Source organism: Cohnella endophytica (assembly GCF_003628305.1).
GTDB lineage: Bacteria > Bacillota > Bacilli > Paenibacillales > Paenibacillaceae > Cohnella > Cohnella endophytica.
On the sequence record NZ_RBZM01000003.1, the window covers coordinates 246,271 to 268,261 of the forward strand.

Consider the following 21,991-nt stretch of genomic DNA (forward strand, 5'->3'; position numbering starts at 1 on the left):
CATGTTCGTCCGATTTGAATATGGTACTAGGTTTCGGATTGATGACGTGGAATACGAGGTTAGAAAGGTTCTTGACCATGCATTTGAAGTCATGAACCTCTCTTATAAAGAAGTCGAATTACTAGATGAGCAAAATGTCTTGTTTGCGTACGAAAAAGGGAGGCTCTTCTTCAAAGAGGATGAAGGGGAGAATCGAAATCAGGACGTACAGGACTCAAAAGATGGCTTGGAGCATGATCTTAGCCAATATACAGAAGAACAAAAGGAGGAAATGAACCGACGATATAAGGTAATTGAGCCGTTTATTACGGGTAAGATAAAAGGCCGAGAGGTAACATCATACCTGAAAAATTATCCGATCGATCAGCGACCGGAATCTATGCCTGTTCTTTCACCCGCGTCGTTTTATAGACTAGTAGCACTTTGGAACAAATATGAGGATAAGCGACGCCTGCTGCCAAAGGATCGAGGGCCAAAGTTCAGGCGTATCGACAGTGAGTTGGCGAAAAGAATCAGCAAGATTGTTCATACGGCGGATAATAAAGCCGAAAAACTCAACGATCGCCAATTGTACAAGGAATTTACGAAACAAATCCGAAAGGATAATGAAGAACGTGATGAGAAGAACAAGTTACCGAACGTCTCTGAATCTACCTTTAGAAGGATTCGAAAAGAAAAAATGGATCCTTATCCTCGAAATAAAATACTCTACGGTACAGCTAAAGCCGATTTGATAAAAAATGGCGTAAGTTCAGAAACGGTGACATCACGCCCGCTTGAAATTGTGGAGATTGACTGGACGCCGATTGATTTGCTTATCCGTGACTTTGATCTCGACGAGACGAGACGACCGACACTGCTATATGCTGTCGACAAACATACTGGATATCCATTAGGATTCCATATTATTCTCAAGTCGGAGCCTAATGCACAAGATTTAAAGCAGTTGCTGTTGCATTGTACTTTGCCGAAAACCTATCTAAAACAGCTTTACCCTATGGTAAGTTTTGATTGGACGGCATATGGAAAACCGGAAAATATCCGGCTGGATAACGCTAAAATCAACGATAGCAGAGATTTTGAAGAATTATGTTCTTTCTTGAATATTGGATTGCAATTCTGTGAGGTGCGGTCGGGTTTTGAGAAAGGAACCGTCGAGGGTGATTTTCACAATATGGACATGAAGATATTCCACGCCAACGAAGGTACACTGTTGCCGAGGGATGAGCGAGATCAGTATGATCCAACGGAGAAAGCCTGTATCAGTATGAGAGGGTTATATAAAATCATCCATGTTGGATTGGTGGAACTTCGTGCAAACAACTATAACCGTGGCCGCCGCGATGTTCCTGCTCACTTATGGGAGAAAGGTTTGAAAGAGTGTAAAGTTCAACGTAAGCTCCCATATAAACGACAGTATCTAGAACTTCTCCTCGCCACTCAAGGCGTTCAGAGAAAGATTACTCCCAAGGGTATCGAACTGCTTGGCAACTTTTTTTTCAGCGATGAACTGAACCAACTGCGGCTCAGATTGGAAAGGGAAAAAGGCGATACTACTGTATTGGTAAGATACGGTGATGCCGACCTTCGTACCATTTTCGTCCGTGATCAAAAAGAGAAGCGATATATCGAAGCATATCCACGCCCGGGAAGCTTGGAAAATAAACAGATCGACCGAATGTACCCCGTGCTTGCAGAAGTACTCGCTTATAAATGTAATAAAAACAACAGCGATTACTACCATTTTGATGAGCAGGTCGAAGAGAATGCTTATGAGAGTATTCGCGAAATCTTCAGCTCAGAGAAGGAAGAGTATCGAGTTGCAAAGCGAAGGCGGGCGAGAGATGAAGCAAACGAGATTCCTTTCGTAAATGCCCTTTCGGGTGTTCCTTCACACCTTGTTCCTGCCGTGGAAAAAGCTGATTTGATCAAAAACATCGAAGATGCTACGCATGAAAGGGAGACAATTAAGCCGGTAAACCGACGAATATCATCAATCGAAGTCGGTAAAATAGATGAACCTAAACCTGGTGAAGGAATCCCGTATGATGTGGATTTGGATTCTTTGCCGGAATGGGGAAACGGGACGAAAGGAAGGTAATCGAAATGGAAAATGAATTTCAGGAACTCAACGGTGTCAAGCCAAGTCGTCAGGAACTGAAAAGGCGCGTCGAACATGTCAAAAAAATTATTGTTCATCACCCTCTCTATGAGCAAGTGCTCGAAGAGCTTGAAATGCGCTTCGACCTTGGAGAAGATTCTGTCGCGCCCGATTGCCTCTATCTGTATGGTCCTACGGGTGCGGGGAAGAGTACGGTAACGAGTGAGTTTACAAGTCGGTATCCGCGTGAGGAGGTGGTAACGGATTCGCGCGAATTTACCAGAATCACTGTCCTTCATGTGAAAGTACCGCCTAAAGCGACACCACGTTCATTAGCCTCGAAGATTTTATTTGATTTAGGGGATCCAAATCATTTTCGAGGTACTGAGTCCGAGTTGACCAGCCGTGTACATCATCTATTCGGGAAATGCGAGGTCAAAATGGTCATTCTGGACGAGTTCCAGCATCTGATCGATAGCGACACACTTCACGTTCTGGTAACTGCTTCTAACTGGGTGAAGACGTTTACCGAAGAAATCAAAATTCCGGTTGTTCTGTGCGGAATGCCGGAATCCATGCGGATTTTCGTCAACAACCCTCAGTTGGACCGGCGGTTTACGAACAAAATTGAATTACCCCCGTTTCGGTATGGGACTTCAGCGGAAATAACGACATTCAGAAAATTCCTCAAGGAGGTTGAAAAACAGCTTCCTTTCGCAAAACCCAGTAACCTTACTGACATTGGCATTGCTGATCGTATCTACTACACTTCTTTAGGTATACCGTTCTATGTAATGCAACTGTTAATTGAAGCAACAGCTTACGCCGTAAATGCAGGATACGATAGCATCGAATTGAGGCACCTCAACCAGGCCTTTAAGAAAATTAAACAGACTGCAAGGCCTTTCACGATGAATCCTTTTGAATCAGAAGATTTCGAACTAGCAACTGAGCTCCACAAGGAAACGGAGAAAGAAAATAAGTACAAGCAAGAAATACTAGCGAAGCAAAAGTTGGAAAAACGATTGTTTAATAAGAACCGGAAACAAAACACGGATCAGCCCATCGGGGGCTGATCCGTGCTTTTGTGGTACGCCCAGCATGGGCGTCATCTTTAGGGTGAAAGTTCCGAACGGGGGCTGGCGAGCGCCTACCGTAGCCAAGAGCAAAGGTGTCCATCGCGAGGTGGAATCTGAAGGAAGCTGGAGGCATATGCACGGGCCAAGGTATACGAACTGGGTTTGAGGCAGGGCTAGTCGGATGAGTTGCCCACTCACAACGAAATCCAAAGCCGCCAAGGGCTAATCTTGTAGACCCCAGTGGTCGCGGGCAGACAGATGGCGTTCTTATCTGGGGAGACCTGCGGAAAATGCGAAGTCACTTCGTAACCAGAGCCAGAAGGCTCTGCTGAATTCGCAGGAGTCAGCAGAGGCCATAGTACGTGGACTATTGCAACAGTTTGCGGAAGGGCCGAACCGAAAGGAGAGAGGAAACCGATGCGTTCGCGTGAAGAGCAACGACAGCAGAATAACTCGCAAGAGAGCTTAAGGCAAAGAGAAGCGGTGAAGCCGCCAGGGTATGCCGAAGCGCCGAACTCTTCGCCGGCACAAGTCGCTCCTTCCTCTCGCGAATACCAAAACGACCTGCTGGGGCGAATGCTCGAAGGAAGTAATCTTCGGGTCGCCTATAAACGTGTTGTCCAAAACGGAGGAGCACCTGGTGTAAATGGTGTAATGATAGCCGAGCTACAAACTTACCTGAAAATACACTGGGAACAGGTGAAAGCCGAACTTCTAACGGGAACGTATAGACCCACGCCAGCCAGACGGGGGGAAATCCCCAAACCCGGAGGAGGCGGCGTGAGGCTGCTTGGCATCCCAACCGTGATGGACCGATTCCTCCAGCAAGCGCCTTCTGCAGGTGATGAATCCGATCTTCGACGCCGAATTTTCTCCGCACAGTCATGGTTTCAGACCGGGCAAACGTGCGCACGATGCAGTGAAACAAGCCCAAGGCTACATCCAGAGTGGATTACGCTGGACGGTAGACATGGACTTGGAGAAATTCTTTGATCGGGTCAACCACGATATGCTCATGGCGAGGGTAGCGCGGAAAGTGAAGGACAAGCGAGTCCTAAAACTGATCCGAGCCTACCTGAACGCCGGAGTCATGGATAACGGGGTATGTCAGAAGACGGAGGAAGGAACGCCGCAAGGCAGCCCTTTGAGTCCGCTCTTGGCAAACATCCTACTGGATGACCTGGATAAAGAATTGACGAGGCGCGGGCTGCACTTCGTCCCTTATGCGGACGATTGCAACATCTTCGTTGCAAGCAAACGGGAGGGGGAACGCGTGATGGAGTCGGTGATTCGCTTCGTAGAAGGAAAGCTAAGAATGAAAGTGAACCGGGAGAAGAGCGCAGTGGCAAGACCTAGGAACCGAAAGTTCCTTGGATTTAGCTTCACCTCTCATCGACAGGCGACGATAAGGCTCTCCCCGAAGACGATCTCACGTTTCAAAGAGAAAGTGCGGGAGTTAACGAACCGAACGAAGTCGATGTCGATGGAGGAGCGAATTGTGAAGCTCAACCGCTACTTGATGGGCTGGCTGGGATATTTCCGTCTAGCCTCCGCAAAGACGCACTACGAACAACTCGACCATTGGATTCGCAGGCGACTGCGCATGTGTCTGTGGAACAGTGGAAGCGAGTCCGCACTCGCATTCGCGAACTTCGAGCTCTCGGTGTACCGGAATGGGCATGATTGGTTATGGCCAATTCCCGCCACGGAGCATGGGAATTGGCCCGGAACACAAACAACGCCCTTCCGACTTCCTATTGGGAAGGGAAAGGGCTGAAAAGTCTGCTTTCTCGTTATTTGGAGCTTTGTTAACCTTTTGGAAACGCCGTATGCGGACCCGCATGTACGGTGGTGTGAGAGCTCGGGGCTAGCCGCCCCCAGCTACTCGATTCTACCGAAGGAATTCCTTGATGACCACTTTAAGCCTTTTTAAATCACTGCGATCCAATCGGATCAACATATCGATTATCTCTTGAAAAAGGGGATCTTTATCGTCCCCCTCCGGCATTGCTTTGGAGTAGGCAAATAGTTGATGTACTTCGACTCCTAGTGTGGATGCAAGCTTCTCTAAGTTTGTGAGGGAAATGTTTCGTTGCCCTCGTTCGACGCTTCCAATGAAAGAGTAATGAAAGCCAGCATGTTCGGCCAACGCTTCTTGGGACCAACCTTTTTGTTTGCGTATTTCGCGGATCCTAGCACCTACTAATCTCTGAACTTTTGTCATTGCCACACCTCTACTTAAAGTGTAGACAACATATAAAAACATAAAAATAAACATATAAGCCCTAATTATAATAATGTTGCATATAAGCAATATTTTCGTGAAAAATGGGAATAATGATTATTAGGGAGGGAGATAGATGTTGTTAATAAGGCCGAAACCTCAAGTTGGAGAAAGTATGATTGGATACCTTTACCGGCTGACTGAGGAAAACGGTTATCCATCAGTCAGCCAGGTGAAGCACCTAATACAGGCTGATAAAAGGGAGTTGGAACGAAACCTTATAAATAAAGAAAGTATTAGTAAGTTAGGTGAGTATACGGGATACAACGAAATCGAATTAGGTAACTTGACCAGCCACGATCTTCATGTTCTTATTCACGGGCATCAATATAACCAATTATTTTTACGTCAGCGTGTGCAATATTGCCCGTTATGCATTCTAGAGATACCCGTGCATCAGAAGTCATGGTGTATTAGCGCAAATAATATTTGTCCCATTCACCATATTTGGCTTCAGAGTGAATGTGTGTGTGGGCAGAGAATCGACCAGCAATCCATTACTAGGGGGCACTGTCTTTCTTGCAATACCAGCCTACAGTTAATCTCCATTTCGGACGAGCCGGATAGGCACCTCATTAATCTTCAGAACGAGTTGTGTCGGCTATTTATATCATCATCCAGAAGCATTACGGTTCTTAACCAAGAGATTGGTGTTGCGCAATTCCTTTCCTTAGTAAAGCACAGTCTTAGTTTACTCCACGATACCCCAAGCTTCATACATGAGGGGGTGAAGATAAAAGACCTGACGAGTAAAGGGAAACACCATAAAAAGTGTTGCCTATCTTACTTTGAAGTGGTCGAAATGTACCGGGAGTTTCCCAACAGGTTTATTCGGGTTCTTGAAGAGCAGAAATCAAAAACGCCTTCCGCTCAAACTATTGCAAAATACAGCTTCGAAAAGCTGTTATTAAACCCGACATGGTACCGGATCAAACAGGTATATTCGACTTTTATGAATGCAACAAAACCTAAATGGAATGTACGTGCGACACCTTCTATGTTAAATATTTCAAGTCATAATTACTTGTCAAAAACAGCTGCGGGTCATCTTCTAGGTGTTGGAATTGAAACGGTAAAAAAGATGATTCAAATGGGAATTTTACATGAGAAAGTTATAGGCTTTGAGAAGAAGCTTGCCCTTGATGAGATACAACACTTGCTTATTAAGTGTAAAGGTAACCAGATAAACTGTACGGGTCGTATATCATTAAGAGATATTGTGCAAATGTATCCAAAGAAAGGATTGGATGTTGCGGGAATCATTTTTCTTGTTGTTGATGGTGTATTACAGACAGCGAGTGAGATATCTTGTGATTCACTAATGAATATTACATTTGATCGCTCAGAAATCGACTATTGTTATGAAGTTTCATTTTTATCCTTATCATTGAGAGGAGAGAATAATATGAAAGACGCGAGACTAGAAGGGTTTCAGATGAGGTTGGCTTCAGTTACTGGACAAGGCATTGTTCTTAATGGAAATGTATATTCCAATATTCAGATGGTTAAGAACCAATGGTTTGAAGCTGCAGAGAAGAATGGGGAATGGTTTATACCAGTGCTTTATAAGCCAGAAAATCCTGACTATTTGTTGTTATATGATATGGACGGGGTGGAAGTGGCTAGTGCAGTAGATGCACATGAGGATATGGATAAAGCAACAATTAATGCGTATCTTGACACCATAAACGATTTGAAAGATAGGATTATGAAAATGAAAGACAGTTAATCGATAGGAAAGGAGATAAATTATGCACAGCGATGTTATGAGTACAATTATCATAAGTTTATGCAAACAACTAAGAGCAGGAGAGTTATCGGCTACTGATCAATATGAACTTAGTAAGTTCATAGAACTCACCTCAGAATTAATTGTTGAACAAGATAGTCGAATAAAAGAACTTGAAAGTAACCTTATTTATTGCAATCAAGAAATAGAAATATTAAAAAAATTTATTACTATGAAGGAATTGGGGGACGAATTCATTATCTATTGGAGAACAGAGTGGTTTACCCATATATATAATTTCATTCAAGAGAGAAGCGGATGAGCAAGCTTTTCCTCGCCATGCCGGTCATAGGAGAGTCTGTAAAATAGTTTGTGTAAACTCTCAAACCTACTAAAATAAAAGTAACAGAGAGGTTGGGAGTACACATGGGACTATGGAGCAAGCTGCAACTCAGAGCCTATATTAAGGAGAACAAGCTAGTCACAGCTCAAGATGCGCAGAACGCTCTAAAGGATCTGTTCGCGGAGACTTTGCATGAGATGCTCGAGGCCGAAATGGATACACACATGGGCTACGAGAAGCACGATGTTCAAAGCAAACAGACAAGTAACAGTCGCAACGGGGATAGCAAGAATAACGTGACGAGCGCGTACGGTGAATAGGGAATCGAAGTGCCACGAGACCGACTTGGCGAGTTTGAGCCCCTAGTCGTGAAGAAGCATCAGTCCAACGTGACCGGCATTGAGGATCAAATTATTGCGCTATATGCTAAGGGTGCGAGCACCCGGGATATCCAGGATCATCTGCAAACTCTGTATGGTCTTGAAGTGTCTCCCACGCTCATATCTAATGTGACAAACAAGATTATTCCCCTCATCAAGGAGTGGCAGAATCGGCCCCTTCAGGCCGTCTATGCCGTGGTATTCCTAGATGCCATCCACTATAAAGTAAAGCAAGATGGAGCCATTGTGAACAAGGCAGCCTACATGGTCATTGGCATCGATTTGGATGGAAACAAGGACGTACTGGGCATGTGGATCGGTGAGAATGAGTCCGCTAAGTTCTGGCTTAGCGTTCTGAATGACCTGAAGAATCGTGGTGTTCAGGACATACTTATTATCTGTGTCGACAACCTGACCGGCTTCTCACAGGCCATATCCGCCTGTTACCCGAAGACCGAAATTCAGAAGTGTATCATCCACCAGATCCGCAATTCCACTCGCTATGTCTCCTGCAAGGATCTCAAGAAGGTAACGGCTGACTTAAAACCGATTTATAAAGCAGCAACTGAGGAAATGGCGCTAGTCGAGTTGGATCGCTTCGAGGAGATATGGGGCGGTAAATATCCACTCATTATCCGCTGATGGCGCAATAACTGGGACGAGCTTGCGACCTTCTTTAAATACCTGCCAGAGATCCGTAAACTCATCTACATCACCAAAATCATTGAGAGTTACCACCGCCAGCTCCGAAAGGTAACCAAGGGTAAAAGCATCTTCCCTACGGATGAATCCTTGCTCAAGATGCTCTACCTTGCCACGATGGACGTCACGAGAAAATGGACTGGCCGTGTAAAAAACTGGGCAACGCATCTGTGGAGAGAGGCGATTAAAGCTGGCTTCCTTATCCCCGTATCCAAGTAAGTCTACCTCGTGCCCTAATGCTTCCAGCTTCGTTTTTAATTGCTCCATATAGGTCCACACGCCGCCTAAATGCGGAACATGCCAATAGGTCGCAAGCAAATTTTCATTGACGACCCTCCTTTGCTAATATAAATCCGCCATCCGCCAGCATTTGTTTGATTTCGGATTTCGTCATGAGGGACTTCTCATCGCAGTGCAATTCCGCTTGCGCGGGAGGCCATGCAGCATAAGCTTGCTTTAATGCCGGAATCTCGGTTGTCGGAAGAACGACAAAGTACTTGTTGTCCAACACAACCGAATTGCGGCATTCATATTGGGAAAGCAGAACCTCGTTCAGCTTTTCTCCCGGCCTGCTTCCGATTTCAACGATTTCGGCATCCTCGGCGCCATACGACTCGATTAATACCTCCGCTAAGTCCAGAATATGGCATGCCGATAGCATCGGGATGAATATTTCGCCGCCTATCCCTTCTCTTGCCGCAGTTAATACGAGTTCGGATGCCGACTGTGCGGTCATAAAGAATCGGACCATCCTCTTGTCGGTAATGCCGATCCGGCTTTTCGCGTTCAATTGATCGATAAACAAATTAAGCACGCTGCCATTGGAGCCAAGAATGTTACCGCCTCTTACGTTAATGAACCTCGTCTTCACCTGAGAGCGATTCGCATAGACGACCAGCTTTTCGCCGATCGCTTTCGTCATGCCGTAGAAGTTGACGGGGTCCGCTGCCTTGTCGGTCGAAATGTTGATCACTTTTTTGACACCGTTCTCGATTGCGGCTTCGATCACGTTTTGCGTTCCGATAATATTCGTTTTCAGCGCTTCGGACGGCTGTTCTTCGCAGATGGGTACGTGCTTTAAAGCTGCTAAATGGAAAATGTAATCCACTCCGTGGCAGGCTTCGACCATCGCTTCGCGGTCCCGAACGTCTCCGATGCAAAAGCTTATACGATGATCCTCCATTTCTCTTTTCATTTTTACTTGACTGGTTTCATTGCGCGAAAAGATAATAATTTTTTGCGGATTTTGATCTAACAATTGCTTTACCAGTTCCTGTCCCCATGAACCGGTTCCTCCGGTCACGAAGATGACTGACCCTTCGAACATCTCTTTCACCTCTCACGGTTATTTGCTCAATTGTATTCCTTCGAACATCCTCCTCCACAGATGATCGTTATCGGTCCATTTGTTGATGGACGGAAGCTGGACCGAACTTCTGTCCATACAAAAGGATGGGCCGACAAGTAGTGGCTTTCTCCAGAAAACGATGTATACGGTGGTCGAACTTCTTCTTAACCTCCGCATAACTACCCAAACGAGTCAAAGAATTGGGCCCAACCGCAATATCGTGACTAGACACGATATGGTAGGCATCGTCTGACACTGCGATGCGGGAATCATCCGCAAAACCGATAACATGCAAATTTGAAAACTCCATCAGATGACAGAATGAGCGAACCCATCCAATCCAGAACGCCTGTAATTAGGTCTGAGGTTGTTCTGTCTCAGTTAAATGAAGTCCATACAAAGATCGCCCAAACTAAAAATGACATCATACGACGTCCCTTTGAGCGCTTTCAGCTTCATAGGCTACTACTGCTCCATCTTCACAAATTCCTTTTCGAGTATCGTATGCGGATTCACGAGGTTAAGAATGAGGTGTTTGTCTAATAAAACAAATAAGGGCGAACAATCCAATGGTCTTACCCCCGTCAAGTGGACAGTGAAAAAAGAGGAATTTATACAGCGGTCTTTTCCCGATATTTTACCGGGGAGAGATCGCTGAGCTTTTTTTGAAAAAGTTCATGGTTGTAAAACGTTATGTATTCTGCAATCTGGCTCCGAGCTTGTTCCTCATTATTTGGTCTTTTTATATAGAATTTCTCCGTCTTGAGATCATAGCAATTGCCACGTCTTGAGTGACTGCCCCTGAGCCTTTGCTCTTCTAAGAGATTGCTGTACTTCTTTGTCGTATATTGAAAGCCTTGGTCTGAATGTAACACTGCCTCATTTGCAATTAATTTCTTCACCGTATTGAGTACAAGATCGAGATCGTTTAGTGCAGATACTACCCATGCAACAACTTCGTTGTTATGTAGATCCAGGATGACAGACAAATAAACGAAATCATGCCCCGTTCTTACATAGGTGATATCGGTCACAAATTTCTTAAGGGAAGCCTCAGATGTAAACTGGCGGTTCAGGACATGGAAGGTCACAGACGGTTTGCGGTCTGCAAATTGCCGCTTCTTACGAATGACAGAGCGGATTGCAAGCTCTCGCATTAGCCGACGCACCTTCTGGTGGTTCACCTGAAACCCTTCCTTACGTAATGCGGTACGCATACGTATGTAGCCGAAGTATGGCCGTAAGCGATGAATGGCCCGGATATGTTCCTTGATGATTACATCCTGATCTAGACGGAGCTGACGAGATTCAGTCACTGCTTTAAGTCAAGGGGCTCCTATGGGACATTAGGGACGTCAAGAGAGTTGCGTCGTGGAAGAGATTCCGGGAACGCGTCCTAATTAGAATAGGTAAGCCCGTTGGCGTAGTTGCCGTAATTGTTCCAAGCACGCAGCTTGAGGTTACACCAGCGATGCATGCTACATTTGCCTTGAAAACGAAAAACGCCATCGTCTTTTTCCCGCATCCGACAACGTAAAAAACGAGCTTTGTTACCGTTGAAGTGATGCATCGGCACTGGGAGCTCCTGAAGATCTACTTATCTGCGCACAGAATACCAGCTCTGATATGAGCCAGGAAATCATAAGACAATGCGATTTGATTATCACGAGGGAGGGGAAGGCGATGGTGAAGGCTGCTTATTCTTCAGGAACGCCTGCATATGGCGCAGGAGTCGGAAATGCCAACGTAATCATCAATAAAACTGCGGACGTAGAAGAGACGGCAGACAGTTTAATAAACAGTAAAAATTTCGACCAATTCAGCGGATGCTCCAGCGAAAACTACATTATCGTGCAACAGAGCGTATTTGACGCTTTAATGGCGCGAATGATTGATTTGTGAACATACTTGGTTACCGCGGAAGAGAAGGGAAAGTTGAAAAAAGCTTTATTTCCGATGGCCGGATTCCAACGCGATGGGAAGAGACGTCATCGTTCGTCCGGCAAGGGAGGTTACGAGAATTTCAGGCTTTAAGGTTCCGGAAGGGACTAAGGTCATTTTGGCTTTGGAATCGGGAAGCGGATTCAACTATCTGTTCTCAGGAGAAGCGTCTTCGAAGAAGCCATTAAGATTGTGACCGAGAACCTTGCCTATCAGGGATAAGGGCATTTCTAGCGGCATCTATTCAAACAATATGGAGCACATCAGGAATCGTTGGAGGTGCGGTTAAGGGCTAAAAGGCAATAAAATTTCAGTAATGGTGGTATTAGGTTTTCGCGCTGTAAATTCAAATTTGCAGCAAGCAAGAAGAGATATTTTTTATTGAAATGCCCATCCCGTATTTATAGGATGGGCATTTGATCTTTCTCATGCAGGATGCGTAGGGGCTCCCGAATCGGTCGCCGATACATTCCCGATAGAAATAGGTTTTGTCCATTAAAAACCTCGTGTTAATCCATGTACAAAGCAGAAGGTTCTTACTAATATGTAAGCGTATTCAATATTCATGAGAGGGGGAACGCTTGACTCCTTTTTTTAGCGACTTCTTGAAGGAGTGAAGTAAACCGCATTAATAGTTAGATCGTTACTTAAAATCTAATTTCATTCAGGGAGGGAACGTATTCATGTTTAGAAAAAGCTCTAATTTATTATCAAAAAGATTCAAAGTTACAGTGTGCTTGCTTCTAATGGTCTTCGCTTCGCTTGGATCAATCGGTGGCTTGCAGCCGAAGCAGGCACATGGCGCGGGCGCGATGCGTAGAGTCGTCGACAACGCCCATCCGATGTTGATCATGCAATTGCTTGTTGGCTCCAACTATACAGGCGACCCTGATTTCCGCAGAGACAATAATAGACAGTGGGATATTAAACAGGCATGGGCAGGACTTCCCGATGACATTAAGCCCTACGTGGTATTTGTACTGCATCCCGGTCATTTCGCAAATTGGGTAGGCAAACCTAGCGTAGCGAATTCCCGCAAATGGATAGAAGATAATTTGGCCGAAGGCAAAGATTTGAACATCCCGATGATGGTACTATATGGCGAGAACCCGACGAGCGGATCGGACGGCATGACTTGGCTGGAGAGTCTCTATCAGAATTACCCAAACATGATCGGCACCGACGTATCGGAGCTGACGAGCGTCAACTCGTCTATTCCAGGACTGCTTGCCCTTGCGAATACCTATGGTGGTTATCACATCCAAGGTTCCATGGAAGACAATAATGTTTTCGCCAATGCGATGAAGACTCAGTCTTATTACAACTCGATCGCCCAGTATAGCGCCAATTTTATACCGAATTTCAAAATGATTCACAAAAACTACGACTACGTGAACTCCGAAGCGTTGGGTTATTGGATGGCAGGCGCGGCAGGGAACTGGGGACCGTATTATGATAGCTATCCTTTTCCTGCGAGCAACATATTCGGACAGTCTTCGAATGGCGGTGGCGATCGTACGACAAGGGCAGTCCCGGAGACGTTATACAGTATGAGCATGCTGGATAGCTACTTGCACGGGGCTACGGTATACCAATTGGAAAACCAATTGGATCTTCCGGCGGTGAACAACCTCTACACGCCATTGTTTTACGAATCGATTCTGCCCGCTTTCCGTTACATTGTTGCACATCCCGCTCCTACGAAAGCGCAAGTTATCGCCAAAACGAAAGTCGCCTTCGATGCTTCCGCCGGAACAATGCCTGAGCTATCCGATTCCCGCACATGGGGTGGAGTTCAAAATCAGACTTCATTATTCCAGGGTCTGTACGAGATGGCCCCGGATACAAATTCAACATCGGGCTTATGGTATTGGCTGAGAACTACAGGGCGATACGGTATGATCCCCCAAATACCTCAATATGCGCCTAGCAGCGTTCTTGCGCAATTCTCAACAATTCTGAATCTGACTACTTATAATGCCAACTATACGAGTCAAGCGACGCGAACCGCTTTCTTTAACACGAAGTATCCATCGGTATATACGGGAACCGCCTTTGCGGAGAAGAACGATAACAACTGGCTTATCTACAACAACCATTATTCGGCGAATACAAACGAGACGGCGACGCTACCGTTGACCGGTGGAACGACGTTCTCCCAGCTTGACTTCACGACGATTACGCCGCACACCTATGCAACTGTCGACGATACTGGATCGACTTTGGACATTCAAATAAACAACTATAGATCCGATCACCAGCAAGATATTTACGTTCCAGCGGGTAAACGAATGCTGGAATTCACGGACTATTATGCCGAATACAGTTATGTTCCGCATCCATTCGATACGACTTTGCGTTCGACAGTATTCACGGTGACTGCGACTAGCAAGCCGGTCATTGCGATTTCTGGTTACGACGGGCATTACAACTATACGGATAGCTGGAATTCGTCCACGATGGTGGATACGATAACGGTCAATCATAATGGTCCAGTTCGCTTGATCTTGAAGACGACGGCGGGCGATGATACCGCGTTCTGGACGCGTGCGGATGATACCGATAGTTTAATTAGCTATACGGGCACTTGGACGAACGCCGGAACGGCCAACGATTACAATTCGACCTACAAAACGACCTCTACAGTCGGCGCTACGGCTTCCTACGAGTTTTTCGGGACATCCGTTGCTTGGGTAGATCGTAAAGGGTCTACGGGTGGTACGGCCGATGTTTATATTGACGGCACGTTGGATGCATCAAATGTCAGCACGAATAGCTCAATAACGAGTTATGGCCAAGTCGTCTACAGCAAAACGGGTCTCACTAACCAATTTCACACCATCAAAATCGTGGCGAAGTCGGCCATTATAGGCATCGACAGGATCAGTTTTATACCCGCGGCATACCAGATGCTTAATGACATAAGTTTCAACGATTTCAGTTATGGCACAGCCGTGGAGGATGAGGATACCAATCTTGGTTCGAAGCATTGGACCGTCAAAAATGGTCAAATGAAAATCATTCCGTACGATTCTCCTTGGGTGAGCGACGTTCCAATTTATATGAAGAAAAAAACGTATTCGGGGAACTTCACTTACGAGATCAAGGTGAATTCCGTCGTTGGCACTCCGGTTCGGATCCTATTCGATACTAATCCATCGACGCGGCAGGGGTACTCCCTAATGCTCGATCCGCTCAACAAAAACGTCAACAACGACGGCACACAAGCTTTGAAGTTGTACAAAGACCAATCGACGTTACTGGCGACGAGTTCAGTATCGCTTGCAGCAAACCACCAATATGCCGTAAAAATCATCGTTACCGGATCTACGATTCAATGTTACTTGGACGGTACTTTGTACATCACGGCTACGGATACGAGTTATACTTCTGGAATGGTTGGAGTGAAAACAGAAGTGAATTACGGCTCGGCCTCGCAGGAATATGTCCTTGTGGACGATGCAAAGGTGACTGTGGGTTCGACGGTCGACTACACCACAGATTTCGGTAGTTGGAGCGCGGCGACGGACTGGGTCGGCGAAGGTGCGATAGCGTTCACTTACTGGCCGACGCGAACCAGCTTTGATTTCCCGTACCAGTGGACGACGACCGGCGGTACGTGGGCAGTACTTAACGACGATACGAAATATACGAACGGTACAAACGGCGTTTATAACGTTACTGCGGTATCGGGAGCGGAAAACTTCTCTACAGCGGGAAGTACGTCATGGGCGAATTATATATATAAAGCAATGATGAAGTTTAAGACAGGTACGATTTACGACGCGGGGTTGTTGTTCCGCGTTACGGATACGAACAACATGTATAAAGTTGGAGTAACGACGAACGGCACTACGGGAACGATCTCTCTCCTGAAGCGGGTAAGCGGAACGTGGTCGACAATCGCTACGACGAGCCAAACCATAAGCACGGAAAAGTGGTATTCCTTCAGCGTGGAGGCAAACGCCGATTCGTTCAAAGTTTCCTTGAACGGGAATGTCGTCTTAAGCGCTAGGGACAACACTTTCGCTGCAGGTGCTGTCGGTCTATCGGCGAATAACGGCACGAAGGTGCAATTTGACGATGCTTGGATTGCGCGCTTAGCGGCATCAACTCAGACGACTTCGCCACCGACTTCCGTCACAGTGGACGATCGAGACCCCTCGATCATATATAGCGGAACTTGGGGTCAAAGCACCAGCTCCTTGGATTATTTGACGACAGAATCCTGGAGCAAAGTTGCCGGCGCCTATGCTCAATTCACTTTCACAGGAACAAAAATCGAATATTTAAGTATGAAACAAAAGAATATGGGTTTCGTGGACGTCTACGTAGATGGAGTTTTGGAAGCAGCGAATATCGACTGCTACGCTGCGACGAATACGAAGCAAGTTATCTTGTTTACGAAGTCTGGCATGACAGCCGGTAGCCACACGATCAAAATCGTCGTAGACGGAACGAAGAATGCCGCTTCGTCCGACGTTGTCGGAGCGCTAGACGCCTTTACTTACTATTCATGACACAATAAAGGGCCAGCCTGAATATCGGGCTGGCCCTTTAAAGACTTTTAACCGATGTTGCAACGGTTCGAAGATACGCCCGGCGGTGATCGGTTTACGGACAAAATAAAACGCCGAATCGAGATCGGCGTTTTGCGTTCAACAAATAAAGGCATTTCACTTTTGCTCACAAATTGATTCACGATTTGCAAGGATTTGCCCTTCATTCTTCCTTCCCCAATCCCGCATCATGAAAATAAGGGGCTTTAAGGTTTCTCCGAACGGAGTTAGAGAGTAGTCGACTCTAGGGGGAACTTCACGATAGATTTCCCTGTGGACAATACCGTCGAGCTCCAGTTCGCGTAGCTGTAAAGTAAGCATTCGCTGGGTGATACTGGGGAGTAATCTTCGCATTTCATTAAAACGTTTTGCCCCTGCGGTTAAATGATATAATATGACGCCTTTCCACTTGCCTCCGATAACTTCAACAGTAACGGTGACGGGACAGCCGAAGTTAATAATATCCGTTTTCTTTTCTAAGTCCATAGGTTATCCGCTCCTCTTGCTAAGGCTGTCGTAGTATTTTCGAGCGAGGCCAATCGTATACAAATGAATAATACAATGATGCACCTATGGATACAAGTCAAATCAAACAAGAAATCTCGTGATTCTCCATGTACAAAGCGATTGGTTCTGCTATTATAAATCTTGATCAATGTTAGACTGTTGAAATGCGACGAATAAGAAACGAATCCTCAAAGACGGATAAGGGGGATTTCATAAATGAAGGCGCCATGTATTCTCAAAAACCGGTTAAAAGATGTCGCTTCGATAGTACTTGTTATAGTCCTTTCCAGCGTTATTTCGTCGTGCAGTCCGTTATCGCAAAATAAATCGGAATCCAATAACAGCGCCGTGGCAGATGCGAAAAATAAAGTTACGATTAAATTTTGGGCTTGGGGCTTGTCTCCGGAAGACTTCAAACCGATGTTGCAACGTTTCGAAGATACGCATCCGAATATCGGAGTCGATCTTAGCGTAATGCCAAGTCTGGAATATCAGCAAAAGCTCCCGATATCCCTGTCCATGCACGAGGATCTGGACGTCGTCGGCATGCAACCGGGCATGGTCGGTAGCCTTTCGGATTATTTAATGGACTTAGATCCCTTGTTTAGAAAAGACGTTGGTGAAGACTGGCTAGATCAAATCAAGACTGCGGATCTGAAAATGATGAAGCAAAATTCGAGTGCCGTCACCGCGGTTCCGATTGGCGATTCCGCATCGATGATGCTCTACTACAACAATGAGTTGTTAACCGAGATTGGATTAAAGGAACCTTCAACATACGAGGATTTGAAAACGATCGTAAATACTTTGCGAATACGGAAGCCGGATATTCTCCCTTTGGCCGTCGGTGCGAAGGAGGGTTGGATCTTGGATGAAATCGTTCTGACAATCGCTTCGCAAAAGTCGGATCTCTACAACAAAATTCGGTACAAACAGGGTGGGAAATGGGACTCCGAGGAATATAAGGACGCCGTTCGCAATTTCAAGACAATGATCGACGATAACGTGATCAGCAAAGACTCTGCAGATATGGATGACACACGAGCTCTTTCGTTGTTCACGACCGGCAAGGCGGCGATGTATGTCCAAGGAAGCTGGCAAGCTTCCATGCTCTCATCCAAATATAAGGAAGCGAACAAAATACCGCTTAAGGATGTCGGCTTGACCGCTTTGCCGTTAATGTATCCAGAGGGCAAACCGGCGGTAAGGGCTTATTTGGATTATGAATTGAGCATATCCAAAGATTCTCGCCATCCGGAAGAGGCAGAGGAATTACTGAAATATTTTACACTTGGCGAAGGAGCAAACGAGATGGGCAACATCTTCTTCGTTGTGCCATCTAAGATCGGGTTCCAGCCGGACAAGACGGATTTACTGACCGATACGGCCAAAAATTCCTATCAGAAGCTTCAAGATCTGATCGCCAACGCCACGGTGGATCGCAACAATCTAAGCTCTTTCTCCGATTACGTCGGCAAACAGCTTCAAAGAGTGATGTTGACGAATGCCAATATCGACGAGATGGTCCAACTTATTCAGAAGGAGTTCGATGCCGGCAAATACGTGGAATAATTCTCGGGATTATCCATGCGAAGTTGTGGGGTTTATCCATTTTAACCAACTGAACCTTCCTTTACGATTAACAACGTAAGCGTCGATGTAAACGCTTTACAAATCGAGGGAGGGTTTCTTTCATGGCGTTAAAGAAAAAAGTAATCCGTACTGCATCGCTTTCTATTGCGATGGCGTCGATCATGTCGTTGTTGGCGGCGTGCGGCGGCAACAACAACGCAAGCAGCAGTCCATCAAGCTCCGATTTATCCGCGAACGCATCTCCGTCTGTAGCACCATCCGCATCCGCGACGGCATCCCCGTCAGCCAGCGCTTCCAGCGCAGAACCGGTTACGCTGACATATTGGACTTGGGATCCCCCGTCAAGTGTCCTGCAGCCGATTCTCGACAAGTTTCAAGCCGACTATCCGAACATCACGGTAAAGCTTAGCGTATGGGACCAGCAGAACAGCTCCGGTTACCAACAGAAAATGCCACTCGGACTTTCCACGGGCGAAGATATAGACGTCGTCGGCGTTCAAGGCGGCGGTATGGGCAAGCAGATCGAACAATACTTGCTGCCGCTTGACGATCTTCTGGCCGCTTCGGTCGGAGACGATTGGCAAAACAAACTGACGCCGAATAGCGTTAAGCAATTGAAAACACAAGTCGACGGAGACGCGACCTTGTTCATTTCTCAAGGCTCGGTAGGCTCTATGGTTATGTACTATAACAAAGACATTCTCGATCAACTTGGCGTGGCGGTACCGAAAACTTACGACGATCTGAAAGTCGTCGTACAAGCAATCAAAGACAAGAAAATGAATATCATTCCGGTTGCGGTTAACGGCAAAGACGGCTGGACTTTGGACGAGGTCGCCTGGACGATTGCGGGACAGCAATCCGATCTATACAACAGATGGCGCTACAATCAAGGTGGTAAATTCGACAGTCCGGAATACATCCAAGCTTTAACGGGTTTCAAGAAACTGTTCGATGATGGTATTTTCAGCAAAAAAGATGTGATGGACTTGGATTACAACCGTTCCAAATCGTTATTCACGAGCGGAAAAGCAGCATTTTTCATTCAAGGAACATGGGAAGCTGCCATGATTTCGGATGCCTATCGGAAAGAAAACAAGATCAATATCAACGACATCGGCATTATCCCGATTCCGTCGATCGAAGCGGGTGGAAAAGCTTCGATTCGCGCCTTTATAGATAATGGACTTGGAATCGTCAAGACGTCGAAACATCCGAGAGAAGCGATGGAGCTTATCAAGTATTTGACTTTTGGAGCCGGAGACGATGCCATTAACAGTCAGTTCCGCTTTGTAAGCAATAAATCCGATGCGGCGGTTGATCCGTCGATCCTCACCACGCCGACAGCACAAGAGTCTTATCAAACGCTCGTCGACTTAATATCTAACGCACCGACGGATCGCAACAACAACTCGCCGTTCTCCAACGTGGCCGGCGACAATCTGATCAAAATGATCTTAAACAAAGTGTCTCCCGAGAATACCGCAAAAGCGATTCAAGCGGAATTCGACAAAGGTAAAATGCCGAACTAATCACGATAGCTAACACCAGAATACCTATCATAGCTTAGATAATTCATAGGCTATGGTAGGTATTTAACAACTCGGCCTCGAGAACAAACGAAAAGACGGTGAAGCGCAATGAACCCGAGTATCCCTGTCGATTCCGGCAAGACGATACCTATAAAATCAAGACAGGCGAGGAAATGGAAAGAAAACGTAACGGCTTATCTATTCATTGCGCCGTTATTGTCCATATTCGCCGTATTTATCCTATACAGTCTGTATTTCTTGATTCACACGAGCTTCCAAAACACGGATATCTCGTTTGGCAAAGCAACTGACGCTGGAACGAACAATTATCGTCTCGTCCTGGAAGATTCTCACTTTTATTTCTCGGTACTGAACAACTTAATCTTTTCCGCTGGCAACATCTTCATTAGCATTACAATCGGTTTTATTGTCACCGTATTCTTAAGCTTGAAGTTTAGAGGCTCCCGTTTTTTCCATGCCCTGTTCTTCATTCCGGCAATGCTACCTGGTGCGTTGATCGCGACGGTATTCTCCATGATTCTTGAATACCGATTCGGAGCATGGAACGAGTTCCTGCGCGCGCTAGGTCTAGATTTCCTGGCGAAGCAATGGCTGAGTGATCCCCATCTCGCCTACATGTCCGTCATCGTTATCGGCGTATATTTGATCGGGTTCCCGATGATGTATTACAGCGCGGATCTTACGACCGTCAATACGAGCGTTCTGGAAGCCGCGGTTCTAGACGGAGCGGGCTTGAACCGCATCATGTGGAATATCGTATTTCCGCTACTTAAGAATGCTCACAAAACGATCATCATATCTACATTGCTGTCGAGCTTCCGGGAATTCGAGCGCATCTATTTAATGACGGGAGGCGGTCCGGCGCAATCGACGGAAATATCCAGTATTTATCTGTTCAACTATTTCCGCGGAGCGGGCGCCAACATTGGTTACGTTTCAGCGGCATCGACACTACTTCTAATTATCGCGCTCGCCATTTCTTTTATTCAACTTCGGATGTACGTTAAAGGCAAAAAGGAAAGGAAGAGTGCGGCATGAACTTGATTAGGGTCACGCGAGCGGAGCGGTTTTTCGGCATCTCGTTTATCGTCGCTTTATCCTTATTCTGGATCTTTCCGGTCATCGTTACGATTAAAAATTCGCTCCAGGTGGACGGACTTAACAATTACGTCTATATCTTCACTCATAAAATCGCCGGGCTTTCGATCTTTAGATCTTTCTTCAATTCCTTAATCGTCGCTGTCGGCGATACGACAATTATTTTGGTCGTCGGGACGCTCGCTGCTTTCGCCTTTTCCAAAATGGTTTTCATAGGCAGGCAAAAAATATATTCCATTATTCTTATGTGTTTGGCAATTCCGGCGATCGTCGCCGTCATACCGTTTTTCTTTATTTTGAAAAAGTTACACCTATATAACACGCTAGGAGCCGTCATTATCGCGGAAGTCGCGATGACAGTTCCGTTCGCGGTTTTGATGATGCGAAATTTCTTCGACAACATCCCTGATGAATTGATGGAGTCGGCTTTGATCGACGGAGCGACGAAATTCCAAACGTTCCGACGAATCTATTTGCCTTTGTCGGTTCCCGCTTTGATTAATCTGGGGGTACTATGCATCATGTGGTCGTTCCAAGATTATTTATTCCCGACGATGTTCCTTACGAATGGATCGCTGACGACAGCTACGATGGCAGTCAACTCGTTTCAAGGCGCCTTCAGCTTTAACCCGATCGACCAAGGACGTTTTTATGCATCGCTTGTAGTCCTCGGCATGCCGGCATTCATCATCTTCTTATTCGCTCAACGTTATATCGCGAACGGAATCACATCGGGAGCGCTCAAAGACTAGCATTGAAGTATCAAAATAAAGC

Annotated in this window: 13 protein-coding genes and 3 pseudogenes; 12 read left to right on the forward strand and 4 right to left on the reverse strand. The window is 46.0% G+C overall.

The genetic code is table 11. From position 1 onward, the window contains the following. Nucleotide 1: 1 nt before the first annotated feature. From D7Z26_RS06390 to ltrA, 3 genes and pseudogenes are all read left to right on the forward strand, one after another. Complete coding sequence (locus D7Z26_RS06390) at nucleotides 2-2,101, forward strand: Mu transposase C-terminal domain-containing protein (protein WP_158602221.1); 2,100 nt, start codon at nucleotides 2-4, stop codon at nucleotides 2,099-2,101. A gap of 5 nt (nucleotides 2,102-2,106) precedes the next feature. Then, the gene (locus D7Z26_RS06395; RefSeq protein WP_158602222.1) at nucleotides 2,107-3,177 is read left to right on the forward strand and encodes a TniB family NTP-binding protein; all 1,071 of its coding nucleotides are present in this window, start codon (nucleotides 2,107-2,109) and stop codon (nucleotides 3,175-3,177) included. A 420-nt stretch (nucleotides 3,178-3,597) separates the two neighbouring features. Continuing rightward, a pseudogene (ltrA, locus tag D7Z26_RS06405) lies at nucleotides 3,598-4,992 on the forward strand (group II intron reverse transcriptase/maturase). Between the two features lie 79 nt (nucleotides 4,993-5,071). Here ltrA and D7Z26_RS06410 read toward each other — a convergent pair. Continuing rightward, entirely contained in the window at nucleotides 5,072-5,404 is a 333-nt protein-coding gene (locus tag D7Z26_RS06410; RefSeq protein ID WP_120975230.1) for a helix-turn-helix domain-containing protein, read from the reverse strand. A 136-nt stretch (nucleotides 5,405-5,540) separates the two neighbouring features. Here D7Z26_RS06410 and D7Z26_RS06415 point away from each other — a divergent pair, with 136 nt between their 5' ends. The 3 genes and pseudogenes from D7Z26_RS06415 (at nucleotide 5,541) to D7Z26_RS06425 (ending at nucleotide 8,837) form a co-directional block, all read left to right on the forward strand. Then, nucleotides 5,541-7,193, forward strand: coding sequence for a TniQ family protein (locus D7Z26_RS06415; protein ID WP_120975231.1), 1,653 nt, complete (start codon nucleotides 5,541-5,543; stop codon nucleotides 7,191-7,193). A 22-nt stretch (nucleotides 7,194-7,215) separates the two neighbouring features. Further along, nucleotides 7,216-7,515 carry a hypothetical protein gene (locus tag D7Z26_RS06420; protein WP_120975232.1) on the forward strand — a complete coding sequence of 100 codons (300 nt, stop codon included), beginning with the start codon at nucleotides 7,216-7,218 and terminating at the stop codon, nucleotides 7,513-7,515. Nucleotides 7,516-7,619: 104 nt separating this feature from the next. After that, a pseudogene (locus D7Z26_RS06425) lies at nucleotides 7,620-8,837 on the forward strand (IS256 family transposase). 103 nt (nucleotides 8,838-8,940) lie between these two features. Here the strand turns inward: D7Z26_RS06425 and D7Z26_RS06430 are convergent. Together D7Z26_RS06430 and D7Z26_RS06440 are read right to left on the reverse strand one after the other, a co-directional pair. Then, on the reverse strand, nucleotides 8,941-9,945 hold the full coding sequence (locus D7Z26_RS06430; protein WP_120975233.1) for an SDR family NAD(P)-dependent oxidoreductase: 1,005 nt from the start codon (nucleotides 9,943-9,945) through the stop codon (nucleotides 8,941-8,943). A 632-nt stretch (nucleotides 9,946-10,577) separates the two neighbouring features. Beyond that, a pseudogene (locus D7Z26_RS06440) lies at nucleotides 10,578-11,270 on the reverse strand (IS3 family transposase); the annotation flags it as partial. A 322-nt stretch (nucleotides 11,271-11,592) separates the two neighbouring features. Between D7Z26_RS06440 and D7Z26_RS06445 the strand changes: the two are divergent. Further along, complete coding sequence (locus D7Z26_RS06445) at nucleotides 11,593-11,868, forward strand: aldehyde dehydrogenase family protein (RefSeq protein WP_120975236.1); 276 nt, start codon at nucleotides 11,593-11,595, stop codon at nucleotides 11,866-11,868. A 722-nt stretch (nucleotides 11,869-12,590) separates the two neighbouring features. After that, nucleotides 12,591-16,427 (forward strand): glycosyl hydrolase family 98 C-terminal domain-containing protein, encoded by a 3,837-nt coding sequence (locus D7Z26_RS06450; RefSeq protein ID WP_120975237.1) that lies wholly within the window; start codon nucleotides 12,591-12,593, stop codon nucleotides 16,425-16,427. Between the two features lie 156 nt (nucleotides 16,428-16,583). On the opposite strand, the gene D7Z26_RS06455 is transcribed toward D7Z26_RS06450, so the two are convergent. Then, on the reverse strand, nucleotides 16,584-16,952 hold the full coding sequence (locus tag D7Z26_RS06455; RefSeq protein WP_120975238.1) for a winged helix-turn-helix transcriptional regulator: 369 nt from the start codon (nucleotides 16,950-16,952) through the stop codon (nucleotides 16,584-16,586). Between the two features lie 237 nt (nucleotides 16,953-17,189). Between D7Z26_RS06455 and D7Z26_RS06460 the strand changes: the two genes are divergently transcribed. The 4 genes from D7Z26_RS06460 (at nucleotide 17,190) to D7Z26_RS06475 (ending at nucleotide 21,969) form a co-directional block, all read left to right on the forward strand. Beyond that, nucleotides 17,190-18,545, forward strand: a complete 1,356-nt coding sequence (locus D7Z26_RS06460) for an ABC transporter substrate-binding protein (protein ID WP_120975239.1) — start codon at nucleotides 17,190-17,192, stop codon at nucleotides 18,543-18,545. Between the two features lie 122 nt (nucleotides 18,546-18,667). Then, nucleotides 18,668-20,098, forward strand: coding sequence for an ABC transporter substrate-binding protein (locus D7Z26_RS06465; protein ID WP_120975240.1), 1,431 nt, complete (start codon nucleotides 18,668-18,670; stop codon nucleotides 20,096-20,098). A 108-nt stretch (nucleotides 20,099-20,206) separates the two neighbouring features. After that, the gene (locus D7Z26_RS06470) at nucleotides 20,207-21,157 is read left to right on the forward strand and encodes a carbohydrate ABC transporter permease (RefSeq protein WP_120975241.1); all 951 of its coding nucleotides are present in this window, start codon (nucleotides 20,207-20,209) and stop codon (nucleotides 21,155-21,157) included. Continuing rightward, on the forward strand, nucleotides 21,154-21,969 hold the full coding sequence (locus D7Z26_RS06475; protein ID WP_120975242.1) for a carbohydrate ABC transporter permease: 816 nt from the start codon (nucleotides 21,154-21,156) through the stop codon (nucleotides 21,967-21,969). The genes D7Z26_RS06470 and D7Z26_RS06475 overlap by 4 nt, the downstream gene beginning before the upstream one ends. Nucleotides 21,970-21,991: the final 22 nt, after the last annotated feature.